This window comes from Streptomyces sp. NPDC087845 (genome assembly GCF_044742755.1).
GTDB lineage: Bacteria > Actinomycetota > Actinomycetes > Streptomycetales > Streptomycetaceae > Streptomyces.
Genome location: NZ_JBIUVC010000008.1, coordinates 373,981 through 386,510, shown reverse-complemented (window position 1 = coordinate 386,510; position 12,530 = coordinate 373,981). Strand labels below are relative to the sequence as shown.

Below are 12,530 nucleotides of genomic sequence, written 5' to 3'. Positions count from 1 at the left end.
GGTGCGGGACGGCCCGTCCGGTTGTGACGGGCATCAGTTCCGTACGAGGGACGCGGGACGGATGTCGGTCCAGTGGGATTCCACGTAGTCGAGCGCGGCCTGCCGCGTTCCGGGCTCGGTGACCGCGTCCCAGCCGGCCGGGACCTCCAGGCGGACGGGCCACAGCGAGTGCTGGTTCTCCGCGTTGACGACCACGACGAACGTGCCGTCCACATCGTCGAAGAGCGAGTCGGACATGGGGTCTCCTCGGGGGTTCGCGCAGCGATGCTGCAACAGGGGCGGGGCCGACCGGCCCGCCGAACGGGGCACGACCGACGCTAGGCGGCCCCGTCCGCCCCGACCGGCAGTAGGAACGGCAACTGCCGGGCACTTGCGCCCCCGCGCCGGCCGCGTGCCGTGTCCGGTCGGGCTGTCCGAGCCGCGGCGCCGCCGCCGCGCATCCCGACGGGACGGGACGGGCCGGGAGAGGAGGGGGGCGAGGGACGGGCCGCGCGACCGCGCCCGCCCACGGCACGCGGCCACCGTGCCCACGGCCGGGCGACCGGGAACGGAGCGGGAAGGGATGAGGACCGGGCGGGGGGAGCGTGCCCCTGTGAGTGTCTGCAGGAGGAGTATCCAGTGAAACATCCCCCGGACCGCAGGGCCGGAGAGGCGAGGGCGCGCCGACTCGCTCATGAGCTGTCCGTCGTGGAGCGGTGGGCGATCCGAGCCAGAACGGGCGCGGACCCGCAGACGCTTCCGTACCGGGCCGAAGAATCCTGGAACGGGAGGGAGTTCGCGGTCGAGACGAGGACGACGAACGGCATGCACGAGGTCGTCGCCGTGGCTCGGGCCGCCCCGGAGGGCCGCCCGGCCACCGACGGGCCCCAGGGAGGCGCGGGTGCCGTGCCCGATCCGTGCGACGAGGACGAGCTGGCCGCGCTGCGATCGGCGGTCAGGGCGCTGCTCGACCTCGCCGGCCATCAGGAAGGCCCGGCCCGCACGGCTGTGGTGCTGACACCGTACGGCCCTCGTGTGGTGGCCTGTGTGCTCGGCTCCACATCCCTGGGCGCGCAGGGTGAGGAGGTGCGGCTGCGCCACTGACGGACCGGTACGTGAAGAGCGGGCCAGGACCCGCTCTTCACGTACCCCGCGAGGGGGTTCGGCCCTCGCCGCTCCGCGCCGCCCTGCACCCCGGCCCGTCCGTTCCCGTGCCGTGTGCCGCGTCCGGACCAGGTACCCGAATCCGTACCTGACCCGACCCGACCCGTCCCGTCCCCCATCTCCCCGCCGGGCGGCCTCGTCCGAACGGTCGTGCTCCGTCCCAGGTCGAACCCCCCTTACCGTGCCGTTCCCGCAGCCGTCCGGGCGGCGGGAACGCCTCGGGAATCGATCGGGAACGCCCCGTCACAGCATCAGTGGTGTCGGAAACGGAAGCGGTAAACCACCTGAGGGGTGTGCAATGGGACGCAAGCTCGCGGAACTCGTCGGAATCCTCGTGGCGGCTCTGGTCCTCGGCCTCGGTGCCGCCGGACACGGAGCCGGGCAGCACATCAGCGCCGAGGACAAGGGCCCCACCGTCGTCCGGGCCGAGGACAAGGGCCCCACCGTCGTCGCCCCCGTGATCGCCGAGGACAAGGGCCCCACCACCGCCCCGGACCGGCCTGCGGCCTGACCCGCCCGCGGCCCCTGTCAGCCGCGGCGCCGGTCCTGGGGTACGCCCATCTCGGCGAACAACTCCTCGGCCGCCGCGGTGTGTTCGTCGGCTGCCACGAGGTCACCGAGCGCGGCCGCGGCCCGGGCCATCCCGGCCAGCGCGTATGCCTCCTCCGCCCGGTAGGTGAGCGCGGCGGCCAACTCGTAGGCATCGACATGGAGTTCGAGAGCCTGCTCGGGAAGCCCCTGGCGCTGCCGGAGCCGTCCCACCATGTTCTTGACCTTCGCCCGGCGCAGCGGCGACGCACTCGAACCGATCAGGAGCAGCGCCCGCGCCGCGTGGTCCGAAGCCTCGTCGGACCGGTCCAGCCGGTGCGCCACCTCCGCGGAGAGAGCCAGCGCCATCGCCACCTGCCCCGGCTCCCGTGCCTCGTCGCACAGGCTCCGTGCCGCGTCCAGGCACTCCCGCGCACGGTCGTACGCGTGGAGCCCCAGATGGGCGAACGCCAGGTCGGTCAGGGCCACCAGCTCGTTCTCGTGCTGACCCAGTCGACGGCCCAGGTCGAGGGCCCGCCGCGCCGCGTCCGCGGCCTCCTCGTACCGGCCCCACTGCTCGTACAGCGTGCTGAGCACCGTCAGGCTCTCGGCCTCCGCGCGGGGTGTGCCGAGCTCACGCTCGTAGCCGATGGCCCGTTCCAGATGGGTGAGCGCCTCGGGGAAGCGGCCCAGCAGGCTCTTGAAGAGCCCGAGTGTGCCTTCGCTGTGCGCCTCGGTCGCCCGGTCGCCGAGCCGGGCGGCCACGTTCCGGCTCTCGTAGGCGACCTCGATGCCCTCGGCGAACAGGCCGAGCTTCCAGCAGGCCACCCCGAGATTCGCCAGGCTCACCCCGAGCAGCGACAGGTCGCCGAGCCGTCGCGCCGCGGTCACCGCGACCCGCCCGATGTCGCGGAACTCCTCCAGGTGCCCCCGCGAGTTCAGCTCGAACACGACATTGCGGGCGAGGCAGACCGCGTGCCGGTCGTGCGCCAGGCGCTCCGCCGTCGTGATCGCGGACAGCAGCGCCGTGTGCTCACGGGCGAACCACGCCTGGGCGCTTTCCGTGCTGGTGAGACGCGGGAGCTCGGCCGTGGAGGCCGGGAGGCCGGTGGGGCGGCGGTGCCGGCCCGGGAAGAGCGTCTCGCAGGCCGTTTCCGTCGTGGCCAGGTAGTAGTCGAGGAGCCTTTCCACGGCCGCCGTCTCCTCCTCGGCCGAGGGATCCGACCGCAGACTGCGGGTGAAGCTGCGCACCAGGTCGTGGAAGCTGTAGAGGCCGATCTCCGGCTGCTGGACCAGATGCACGTCGAGCAGCAGCTCGAGGACGTCCTCCGCGTCGCGGAGACCGGTGCCCAGCAGAGCGGCGGCGGCGTGCACATCGATGTTCCCGCCCGGATGCAGCGCCAGCATCCGGAAGGCCCACCGGTGGTCCTCGTCCAGGACCTGATAGGACAGCCGCAAGGTGGCGGCGACACTGCGCTCCCCGGAACTGAGCTCGTCGAGCCGGCGGGTCTCGTCGCGCAGCCGGTCGGCCAGGTACTGCAGGGTCCAGCGCGGCCGGTTGCGCAGCCTGGCCGTCGCGATCCGCAGGGCCAGCGGCAGATAGCCGCACAGCCGGGCCAGTTCGGCCGCCGCCTCGGGCTCCGCCGCCACCCGCCCGGCCGCCAGTGTCTCGGAGACCAGGGTGGCGCTCTCCTCGGGCGTCATCACGTCGACGGAGATCCAGTCGGCACCGTCCAGCTCCACCAGACGGGCCCGGCTGGTGACGAGCACCAGGCAGCCCGGCGAGTTGGGCAGCAGCGAGCGGACGACGGCCGCGTCGGCCGCGTTGTCCAGCAGCAGCAGGACCCGCTTGCCGACCAGCGCGGTCCGCCACAGGGCGGCGCGGCCCGCGACGTCGTCGGGTACGCGGCCACCGGACAGGCCCAGCGCGCGCAGCAGACTGCCCAGTGCCGGGCCGGCCGTGACCGGTTGCTCGCCCGGGGTGTAGCTGCGCAGATCGATGTGGAGCTGGCCGTCCGGGTAGGTGCCGGCGAGGCTGTGCGCGGCACGTACGGCCAGCGAGGTCTTGCCGCTGCCGCCCATCCCGTCCAGAGCGACGATCCGGGTGCCGCGCCCGCCGCTCTTCGCGGCGAACTCCAGCAGCACCTGGAGTTCCCGCTCACGTCCGGTGAAGTCGGCCAGGTCGTAGGGCAGTGTGCAGGGCGCGTCGGCGGGCGGGGGCACCGGTGCGGGTGCTGCCGTGTGCGGGGCCGGGGGCTCCGGAGCCGCCAGTTCGGGAGAATCCCGCAGGATGCCCTCGTACACCCGGGTGAGCCCCGCGCCCGGATCGATGCCGAGCTCCTCGACCAGCAGCTCACGCACCGTGCTGAACTCCTCCAGCGCCTCCGCCTGCCGGCCCGAGCGGTACAGCGCCAGCATCAGCTGGCTTCGAAGCGTTTCGCGCAGCGGATGCTGGAGCACCAACGCGCGCAGTCCGGCCACGAGTTCGGCTGCCTCACCGAGAGAGAGGCGAAGCTCGAAGAGCTGCTCGGCCGCGTTGAGCCGACGCTCCTCCAGCGCGGTCGCGGCCGCTTCGACGACCGGGCCGCCGGTGCCGGACAGCACCGGGCCCCGCCACAGGGCGAGCGCGGAGCGCAACTCCTCCACCGCGTCGGCGGGGCGGCCCTCACCGGCCGCCCGCTTCGCCTCCCGGGTGTGCCGGTCGAACGCGGCCAGGTCCAGCTGCCGTTCACCGACCGCCGCACGGTAGCCGGGGCCGTCGGTGACCAGGACGCGTGCCCCGTCCGGGATGCGCCGCCGCAGGTCGGCAACGGCCTTGCGCACTTGGTGGGAGGCGGTCGCGGGCGGGTCGTCCGCCCATGCGGCCTCCACGAGCCGGCTGACCGGCAGCACCTTGCCGGGTTCCAGCAGCAGGGTCACGAGCACACGTTCCTGGATCATTCCGCCGAGCCCCAGCCGGGTGTCACCGGACCAGCCCTCCAGCCGACCGAGGATGTTGAAGCGCAGAGGTCTCTCGGCATCCGCTGTCACGTGGCCCCCGCAACCCCCGCTCGATCCCGCTGTCCCGGGATCATATGCGGATACCTGTACGTACGGTACCGGCGGTATCCAGCCGGGAATCGAACGGGAATCACCCGTCGGAGGATGCGTCCCGTTCCCTTCCACCCCGCCCGACGGCGGACAGCGCACCCGCCCTTCCCGTACCACAAGGACCCGGCCCCACCCGGGGGTGCGGCATCGGGGAACCCCGATTGCGCCGACTGACTGAGCACCAGGCCACCCCCTTTTTTGCGACAAGGAGACAGTGATGAATGCTCAGACCCCCTCCGACGGACTCGGCAGCCTGCTGCAGAGTGCGCGCCGACGGGCCGGGCTCACGCAGGAACAGCTCGCCGGACTCTCCACCGTCAGCGTCCGGGCCATCCGCGACCTGGAACAGGGGCGGGTGGAGCACCCGCGCAAGGAGACCCTTCCCCTGCTGGCCGACGCCCTGCGGCTCAGCGGCCCGCGCCGTGCCGCACTCGAACTGGCCGTCACGGGAGCCTCCGTGGGCAGTGCGCTGCGCGATGTGTACGACGCCGAGCTGGCCCCGCCGCCCGTGCCGCTGAGTCCGCTGGCCGGACGGCGCGCCGAACTCCGGGCGCTCACCGAACTGCTCGCCACGGATCACGAGCGGTTGCTGAGCGTGGTGGGTCTGCCGGGGGTGGGCAAGACCCGCCTGGCCCAGGAGGCGGCGCTGCGGCTGTACGCCCGCGACCGCATCCCGGTGCTGTGGGTTCCGCGGGACCGGCCGGCCGCGGGCAACCCGGCCGGCACGGCCGCGCACAGTGCGCAGCGGGCACTGGTGCGGGGCGTCCGGGCACTGGTGGCGCAGGAGGGAGGCGCGGACGAACTGGCCGCCGTCATACGCGACAGGGCCACTCTGATCGTTCTGGACGGTCACGACGTCGCACCGGCCGTCGAACCCGCGCTCCTGGGGCTGCTGCACTCCTGCGAGCGGCTGAAGGTGCTGATCACGGCCCGCGCCCCGCACCCCGCCCCGGGCGGCCGGCTGCTGCCGCTCGCCCCGCTTCCCCTGCCGGCCGCCGCTCCCGCCGCCCCCGGCGACTCGCTGACCGCCGGGCGCCCCGCGGTCGAGCTGATGATGGCGTGTGTCGGCCTGATGCGCCCCGACCTCCTCCCCACCGACGCCGTGATCACCACCGTGGCGCGGATCTGCCGGGCCCTGGACGGACTCCCGCAGGCCATGGAGGCGGCGGCCTCCTGGCTGCTGATGTACTCGCCCCAGCAACTGCTGGAGATCGCCCGGCGCAACCCGCTGAGCCTCGTGGGCGGCACCGCCCTGCCGGCCCCCGGCGCGGGACCCGAGCTGAGCATCCTGCTGACCGCGGCGGTCGACGCGCTGCCCGGCCGTCTCCGCACGGCCGTGGCCGAGCTGGGCGACGTACCGGAACCGTGGACGGTCCAGGACGCCGCGCCGCTGCTCGGACGGGGGCCCGCCGACGCCGCCCGCGACGTCCACGCGCTGCTGGTGCGCGGCCTGCTTCGCCAGGTGCCGGCCGGGCCGGGCACCGGGGAGACGCCCCGGTACGCGGTGCTGCGGCTGATCCGCGCCGTGACCGATGCCGCCCGTACCACGGCCTTCGACGCGACCGCGGTACCGGTCGGCTGACCCCGCCCCCGCACGTTCCAACTGCCGCTCGGCTGCCGCCCGGCACGCCGGTGAACCCCGGTCACCGTCCCTACGCTCGTGGCCGAAGGGATGTCCCGAGCGAGCCAGGACTCGTTCTTCGAAGGTCTTCCAATGATGTGGACGAAGCGAACCATGAAGCCTGCAGAAATGGTGTCCCGCAATCGATCCGGGCCGCTGGACGTCGTCGTCACCGGACTCCCGTCCGACGCGCACACCTGGAATCTCGTTTTCATCCAACTGCTGCTCGAAGACCTCGGACACGAGGTCGTCAATCTGGGCCCCTGTATCGCGGAGGACGAAGTCGTGGAGTCCTGCTGCAAGTACCGGCCCGATCTGCTCGTCGTGAGCAGCGTCAACGGACACGGCTTCCACGACGCCAAGCCCCTCATCGGGGCGGTGCGGGCCCGCTGGGAACTGGCCGGGCTGCCGGTCGTCATCGGCGGCAACCTCGGTGTGACGGGTGGTGAGGGAGCGGAGCGGCAGGCGCGTGAGCTGATGGCGGCCGGATTCGACGCGGTCTTCCAGGAAGGCGTAGCCCTGGCCTCCTTCGAGGAATTCGTCGGCGCGTTGCCCCGCGAGCCCCGAGCGGTGGACCGGTGACCGGGCAGGCGGGTGCGGCGGGTGCGGTGACCGTCCACGGACGCCCCGCCTCCTTCGGCCGGTTCGTGGCCGAGGCGCAGGCACGCGGACAACTGGTCGTTCAGCCCCGCATGGGTTTCTCCGACCCGGCCCGGATGCGCCGCGGGCTCCTCGCCACCAAGGGAGCCTGCGACGCGGTGGCCGGAACCCTCACCATCGACAGCTACACCCGGGTCGCCGACGAACCGTCCGTCGTGCGCGCGCTCGCCGCCCGGACCCCCCTGAACGGATACCCGATCACCTCGTACAGCCCCCACACCTCCCGCTGGGTGCTCGACGGGGTGCACGACGCCGGGTTCCCGGTCCAGGTGCGGCACGGTTCGGCCCGGCCGCAGCGGATCATCGCGGCGCTCGGCCGACTGGGCCTGGATGCCACGGAGGGCGGCCCCGTCTCGTACTGCCTGCCGTACGGACGCACCCCGCTGGTGGACTCCGTACGCAACTGGCAGGAGAGCTGCGAGCGGCTCGCGGAGCTGCGGGCCACCGGTGCCGAACCCCACCTGGAGACCTTCGGCGGCTGCATGCTGGGCCAGCTCTGCCCACCCGGGCTCCTGGTGGCGATCAGCGCACTCGAAGCACTCTTCTTCCACCGGGCCGGGCTGCGCAGCATCTCGCTCAGCTACGCCCAGCAGACCAGCCAGGAGCAGGACACCGAGGCGGTGGCCGCGCTGCGGCGGCTGGCCGCCGAACTGCTGCCGGACACCGACTGGCACATCGTCCTCTACACCTACATGGGCCTCTACCCGCGCACCGCCGAGGGCGCCCGCGACCTGCTCGAACGGTCCGCGGAACTCGCGGTGCGCACCGGGGCGGCCCGGCTGATCGTGAAGACGGCCGACGAGGCGCACCGCATCCCCACCGTCGCGGCGAACGTGGCCGCTCTGCGCACCGCGGCAGCCGCCGCGGACCGGGCCCGCCGCACCTCACCGGCAGTTTCTCCCCAACTGCCGGTCGGTGGCGGGACACCGGCCGACAATGAGGTGTACGCGGAGGCCAGGACCCTGGTCGACGCGGTACTCGGCCTCGACGCCGATCTCGGCCAGGGCCTGCTGAAGGCCTTCGAGCGCGGCTTCCTGGACGTCCCGTACTGCCTGCATCCCGACAACGCGGGCCGCACCCGGAGCCACATCGACTCCGCCGGCCGACTGACCTGGGCCGAGACCGGCGCGATGCCCCTCGCCCGGACCGCCGGGCGGGGCCCGCGGCTCACCGCGGCCGGTCTGTACGAGGCACTCTCGTTCGTCCAGCGCCGGCACGACGGAGCATCCCCGTCCCCCGAACGTCCCGGGCCACCGGCACCGATGGTTCCCCGCCGGCCCGACCGGCGGCACTTCCAGGAGGTAGCACCATGACCGTGACATCCGCCGCGACCGCGGGGGCGTCCGCCCCGTCCTTCCCGTCGTCACCCGACCAGCACCTGGGGCGGGAGGCCACCCGGGCCACGCTGCGGGTGCAGAGCCGGATGCTGGCCGCGACCCGGGAGCACCTGGCCGCACGCGGCTTCCAGGAGCTGCTGCCACCGGTGATCGGCCCGGTGACCGACCCCGGTACCCGCGGATCCAAGCAGGTGGACGTGGACTTCTACGGCCACAAGTACAAGCTGATGACGAGTGCGATCCTCTACAAACAGGCGTCGTTGCTGGCCTTCGACAAGATCTTCTACATCGCCCCCAACGTGCGGCTGGAACCACTGGAGACGGCGGTGACCCACCGGCACCTCGCCGAGTTCCACCAGATCGACGTCGAGATCCGCGACGCCCGCCGCGACGACGCCGTCGCCGTCGCCGAGGAACTGGTGTCCGCGGTGGTGTCCGCCGTGGTCCGGGACATGCCCGCGGACCTCGAACTGCTCGGCCGGGACGCCGATGCCTTCCGCGAGGTGGTCGCCGGTTCCTTCGGCCGCATCAGCCACCGGGAGGCCACGGCCGATCTGAACGGGCTCGGCCACCCGCAGGACCCGGCCGCCGAGATCGACTGGGAGGGCGAGGAGATCCTCTCCGCCAAGTCGAGCCGCCCGTTCTTCGTCGTCGACTACCCCAAGGGATCGCGCGGTTTCTACGACCGCGAGGACCCGGCGGCACCGGGCATCCTGAGCAACTTCGACCTGATCGCCCCGGAGGGGTACGGCGAACTGGCCAGCGGCAGCGAGCGCGAGTACGACTACGCGACCCTGGTCACCCGGATGCGGGAGACGGGCGAGAACCCCGCCAAGTACGGCTGGTACCTCGACCTGGCCCGGCGCGGAGTACCGGCCAGCGCCGGCTTCGGTATCGGTCTGGAACGCTTCACCCGGTACGTCACGGGCCGCAGCGCCGTGTGGGAGGCCAGTGCCTACCCGAAGCTTCCGGGCGTGGTGTCCGCATGAGCGGGCTGAGCGCCGCGGGATTTCCCGAGGAACGGGTGCGCGAGCGCGCCCGGCACGGCGCCGCGGCGGTCTTTCCCTCCCTGGACGGCTACGGCAGCGGGCTCCTCGGCGCCGACCCGGTCGCTCCGCACGCGGACGACCTGCTGGAACGGACCCGGATCGTGCCACCGGTCTTCATGCCGGAAAGGCTGAAGAAGCTCATCGAACTCGCCCGTGAGCCGCTGTACACCGACGTCGAACTCGCCACCTCCGTAGGCGGGTTCAACTCCCGGCTGCCGCTGTACGTCTCGGCCTTCGGGTCCACCCGGGTCGCCAGCCACGACCTCGGCGAGGCGGCGGGACGACAGGCCGGCGGGCTCGGCGTGCCCCTGGTGATCGGGGAGAACGTGGTCCCCGTCAACGGCTACCGGGCGGCCGCGGACACCGATGTCTCCCCGCTGCTCGGCCGGATCGCCGCCTACACGGCGGCCGCCGACGACGAGCACGGCGGGGTGGTCGTCCAGCAGTCCACCGAGGACGCCGACGCCGAGGTCTGGAACCTCGTCTACAGCGACCCCGTGTCCGAACCCCTGCTGGCCACCGGGCGACTGGCCTTCGAACTGAAAGTGGGCCAGGGAGCCAAGCCGGGCCTGGGCGGGCTGACCGTACTGAGCAGGGAAACGGCCGCACGGGTCGCCGAGCAGTACGCCGCCGACGACGTGTTCGGCGCGGACAGCGACGCGGTCCTGCGGATCAGCAGCCCAGGGACGTTCACACAGGAGATCCTGCGCCAGCAGATCCGGCTGATGCGGAACAACTTCCCGCGCGCCCGGGTCTGGGTGAAGCTGCACCCCGGCCGCGACGTGGCCGAAGCCGCCGCCACCGCCTGGGCCGCCGGGGCCGACTCGGTCACCGTGGACGGTGCCGAGGGCGGCACGGCCTGGGCCCCGTCCTGCTTCCTCGGCCAGGTCGGGCTGCCGCTCGGCGAGGCGCTGCGACGGATCGGCCCGAGCGGCCACTGCCTGCTGGCCAGCGGACGGATCTGGGAAGGCACCCGTGCGGTCAAGGCGCTCGCCCTGGGCGCCCGCGCGGTCGGCCTCGGCCGCGCGGCCCTGATCGCCGTCGACGAGGACCGGGAGCACGGACTGCGCCGGACGGCGGAAGCCCTCGCTCTGGAACTGCGCCTGCTGATCAGCGCCGTCGGCAAGTACCACGTCGGCGCCCTGGCACCGGAGGACCTTCTGCTGCCGGCCGAGGCCGCCCGAGCCGGGACCGCCTGACCGGGCGTCGCCGTGACGCGCGGTGTCCGGCCCGCCCGCGGCGACGGCACGGCCCCTGGGCTCCGCCGGCCGGTCGTCCCCGGCAGCGGCAGCGCCCCTCCCCGTGGCCCTGCCGGAGCGTGCAGATCCGATCCACGAGAGGTGCCAGATGCCCGAGCCCCGAGCCGATCAGGTGTTCCCCGCCCTCGCCCCGTGCACGGCCGTGAAAGGCCCCTCGTCCGCCCCGGCCGCAGGCCGCCCGCCCCGCAGAGCCCGTCCGGGAAGGGGCGGGCGGGGTGAGCCGGGATGAGGAGGGGGACCTTCGGGCCCGCTCCGGACGAACTGTTCGCCGCGCAGGCCGGCCGGACACCCGATGCGCCGGCGTTGGTGTTCGAGGAACAACGGGTCACCTACGCCGAGTTGGAGACGTGGGCCAATCGTCTGGCCCGCCATCTGGCGCAGGCGGGCGTGCGGCCGGGCGATCTGGTGGCGGTTCATCTGGAGCGGTCGCCGTACCTGGTCGCGGCTCTGCTCGCCGTACTGAAGTCGGGCGCCGGATACACGGTGCTGGATCCGCAGTTCCCCGCCGAGCGGCTGAACGGCGTGCTGGAGCAGGTCGAGCCGGTGGCGCTGCTCACGCAGACCCACCTGGCCGCTCTCCGCACGGATGCCGTGGTGGTCGATCTGACCCGTGCGGTGGTTGCGGTGAGCGCGATGTCCGGCGCGGCGATCGAGGCGGGCGAAGGGCCCCGCCCGGCGGTGTGCGTGGTGCTCGCGCCGGTCTCGGACGAGGGAGCGACGGGGGTGATGATGTCCCCCCGCGCGAGGGCTGCCGCTCTGTCGGCGGCCGGCTGTCCGGACTTCGGACCGCGGACGGTGTTCCTGCAGTGTTCGCCGGTGTCGGGCGACGCGTTCGAACTGGAGGTGTTCGGGCCGTTGCTGCACGGCGGCACGTGTGTGCTCCAGCCGGGACAGCGCCCGGATCCCCATCAGATCGACGAACTGGTCGAGGCCCACGGGGTCACGTCGTTGCAGATGACGGCGAGCCTGTACCGGCACATGGTGAACGAACACCCGGCGGTGTTCGCCAGGGTCAGGGAGACGATGACCGTGGGGGAGCCGGCGTCGCCGGCGCCTTGCGCCCAGTTGCCGACGGGTCATCGGGCGATGCGTCTGGTGCGCGGATACGGTCTCGTGGAGTCGGCCGGGATCACCGCGGTGTCGGCTGTCCGCCCCCGGGACGCGGCCGCCGGACCGGTTCCGATCGGTACCCCGGTCGCCGGCAAGCGTGCGTATGTGCTCGACGGCGCCCTGGAGCCCGTACCGCCAGGTGCACCCGGGGAGTTGTACGTGGCCGGCCAGGGACTGGCGTACGGCTATCTCAACCGGCCCGCGCTGACCGCCGAGCGGTTCGTGGCCGACCCGTACGGCCCGCCGGGCTGCCGCATGTACCGCACGGGCGATCTCGCGCGCTGGAACGACCTGGGGGCGCTGGAGTATCTGGGCCGGGCGGAGTAGCAGGTCGGGCACGGGACGCCGCTCCGGGGCGAGGCCCCCGCGAGCGACCCGCCGCTGTTCACCGCTCATCCGGTAAAGCCGTTCGATGCAATGGCTCCTGACCACCTCGCCGGGCCGCCGGCAGCAGATCCGCCCCTGCCGCACACCTCCGGGCGGAGCACCGGCAGGCCGCCGAGCCGGCCCCCTCCCGCCCCGCCGGGCTTTCATCGCCGAGCGGGATCCCTCCCGTCCCCGCCGGGCCTTCGCCGCCGATCGCCGGGGCCGTCGCAGGGGCGGCGGCCCCGCCCGCTCCCGGGCCCACCGGCCGGACCGGGACCGTCCGGTCCACCGGCCCGAAGCCGCCCGCAGGCGGTCGCCGTGCGGAACTGCCCGCATCCTGCCGCCGGAGCAGCCGGATCCGGCTCTG

Annotated in this window: 10 protein-coding genes; 8 read left to right on the top strand and 2 right to left on the bottom strand. The window is 73.3% G+C overall.

From position 1 onward, the window contains the following. Positions 1–33: 33 nt before the first annotated feature. Positions 34–237 carry an MbtH family NRPS accessory protein gene (locus tag ACIOMQ_RS22630; RefSeq protein WP_362206524.1) on the bottom strand — a complete coding sequence of 68 codons (204 nt, stop codon included), beginning with the start codon at positions 235–237 and terminating at the stop codon, positions 34–36. A 381-nt stretch (positions 238–618) separates the two neighbouring features. Here ACIOMQ_RS22630 and ACIOMQ_RS22625 point away from each other — a divergent pair, with 381 nt between their 5' ends. Both ACIOMQ_RS22625 and ACIOMQ_RS22620 read left to right on the top strand, forming a co-directional pair. Further along, positions 619–1,083 carry a hypothetical protein gene (locus ACIOMQ_RS22625; protein WP_362206523.1) on the top strand — a complete coding sequence of 155 codons (465 nt, stop codon included), beginning with the start codon at positions 619–621 and terminating at the stop codon, positions 1,081–1,083. Positions 1,084–1,441: 358 nt separating this feature from the next. Then, complete coding sequence (locus ACIOMQ_RS22620) at positions 1,442–1,654, top strand: hypothetical protein (protein ID WP_362206522.1); 213 nt, start codon at positions 1,442–1,444, stop codon at positions 1,652–1,654. Positions 1,655–1,671: 17 nt separating this feature from the next. Here the strand turns inward: ACIOMQ_RS22620 and ACIOMQ_RS22615 are convergent, their stop codons facing one another. Then, positions 1,672–4,701: a BTAD domain-containing putative transcriptional regulator gene (locus ACIOMQ_RS22615; protein WP_402190021.1), complete on the bottom strand. Its 3,030-nt coding sequence runs from the start codon at positions 4,699–4,701 to the stop codon at positions 1,672–1,674. 277 nt (positions 4,702–4,978) lie between these two features. Here ACIOMQ_RS22615 and ACIOMQ_RS22610 point away from each other — a divergent pair, with 277 nt between their 5' ends. The 6 genes from ACIOMQ_RS22610 to ACIOMQ_RS22585 all read left to right on the top strand — a co-directional run bounded on the left by ACIOMQ_RS22610 (position 4,979) and on the right by ACIOMQ_RS22585 (position 12,124). Further along, complete coding sequence (locus ACIOMQ_RS22610; RefSeq protein WP_362206520.1) at positions 4,979–6,343, top strand: helix-turn-helix domain-containing protein; 1,365 nt, start codon at positions 4,979–4,981, stop codon at positions 6,341–6,343. Between the two features lie 153 nt (positions 6,344–6,496). After that, on the top strand, positions 6,497–6,964 hold the full coding sequence (locus tag ACIOMQ_RS22605; protein ID WP_362206519.1) for a cobalamin B12-binding domain-containing protein: 468 nt from the start codon (positions 6,497–6,499) through the stop codon (positions 6,962–6,964). Further along, complete coding sequence (locus tag ACIOMQ_RS22600; RefSeq protein WP_401265358.1) at positions 6,961–8,355, top strand: methylaspartate mutase; 1,395 nt, start codon at positions 6,961–6,963, stop codon at positions 8,353–8,355. Before ACIOMQ_RS22605 ends, ACIOMQ_RS22600 begins: the two co-directional genes overlap by 4 nt. Beyond that, positions 8,352–9,368 carry an asparagine synthetase A gene (locus ACIOMQ_RS22595; protein WP_362206517.1) on the top strand — a complete coding sequence of 339 codons (1,017 nt, stop codon included), beginning with the start codon at positions 8,352–8,354 and terminating at the stop codon, positions 9,366–9,368. The genes ACIOMQ_RS22600 and ACIOMQ_RS22595 overlap by 4 nt, the downstream gene beginning before the upstream one ends. Beyond that, positions 9,365–10,627: a glutamate synthase-related protein gene (locus tag ACIOMQ_RS22590; RefSeq protein WP_401754336.1), complete on the top strand. Its 1,263-nt coding sequence runs from the start codon at positions 9,365–9,367 to the stop codon at positions 10,625–10,627. The genes ACIOMQ_RS22595 and ACIOMQ_RS22590 overlap by 4 nt, the downstream gene beginning before the upstream one ends. 285 nt (positions 10,628–10,912) lie before the next feature. Further along, on the top strand, positions 10,913–12,124 hold the full coding sequence (locus tag ACIOMQ_RS22585) for an AMP-binding protein (protein WP_402190019.1): 1,212 nt from the start codon (positions 10,913–10,915) through the stop codon (positions 12,122–12,124). Positions 12,125–12,530: the final 406 nt, after the last annotated feature.

Excerpts from the sequence above, each read along its gene's own strand:
- ACIOMQ_RS22630 (WP_362206524.1), bottom strand. The coding sequence starts at position 237 with ATGTCCGACTCGCTCTTCGACGATGTGGACGGCACGTTCGTCGTGGTC.
- ACIOMQ_RS22610 (WP_362206520.1), top strand. The coding sequence starts at position 4,979 with ATGAATGCTCAGACCCCCTCCGACGGACTCGGCAGCCTGCTGCAGAGT.
- ACIOMQ_RS22620 (WP_362206522.1), top strand. The coding sequence starts at position 1,442 with ATGGGACGCAAGCTCGCGGAACTCGTCGGAATCCTCGTGGCGGCTCTG.
- ACIOMQ_RS22595 (WP_362206517.1), top strand. The coding sequence starts at position 8,352 with ATGACCGTGACATCCGCCGCGACCGCGGGGGCGTCCGCCCCGTCCTTC.
- ACIOMQ_RS22585 (WP_402190019.1), top strand. The coding sequence starts at position 10,913 with ATGAGGAGGGGGACCTTCGGGCCCGCTCCGGACGAACTGTTCGCCGCG.
- ACIOMQ_RS22590 (WP_401754336.1), top strand. The coding sequence starts at position 9,365 with ATGAGCGGGCTGAGCGCCGCGGGATTTCCCGAGGAACGGGTGCGCGAG.
- ACIOMQ_RS22605 (WP_362206519.1), top strand. The coding sequence starts at position 6,497 with ATGAAGCCTGCAGAAATGGTGTCCCGCAATCGATCCGGGCCGCTGGAC.